Here is a 289-nt window from a genome sequence, read left to right as displayed (position 1 = left end):
GGCACCATCCGGTCGTTCCCCCCTTTGGCCTCACGGATCAAGAGGATACCCCGCCCAAGATCCACATCGGAGACTCGAAGCTGACAGGCTTCGTACACGCGCAATCCACACCCATATAACAGCCGGAACAAAACGAGGAGCATGCGATGCTTGTCGGTTCCGCCGACTGGCGCTTCAATGGCGGTGGCTGGGGCGTCTCGTAGCCTTGGGAACGGGCCCATTGCAAAAACACCCGAAGACAGCTCACCCGGATCCGCTGGGTTCCCCATCGCTCACCGGGAACCCGAGC

Annotated in this window: 1 protein-coding gene; it reads right to left on the bottom strand. The window is 61.2% G+C overall.

All coding sequences use genetic code 11. The annotated features are described in order from the left end of the window. Positions 1–143, bottom strand: a 143-nt coding sequence (locus HIJ39_RS24505) for a tyrosine-type recombinase/integrase (protein ID WP_243239945.1), incomplete at its 3' end; no start/stop codon positions are given. Positions 144–289 lie beyond the last annotated feature (146 nt).

Origin of the sequence: Sulfobacillus harzensis, assembly GCF_012933365.1 — a bacterium.
GTDB lineage: Bacteria > Bacillota > Sulfobacillia > Sulfobacillales > Sulfobacillaceae > Sulfobacillus_B > Sulfobacillus_B harzensis.
The sequence above is the reverse complement of the archived record's forward strand: the minus strand, read 5'-3'. Positions and strand labels throughout refer to the sequence as shown.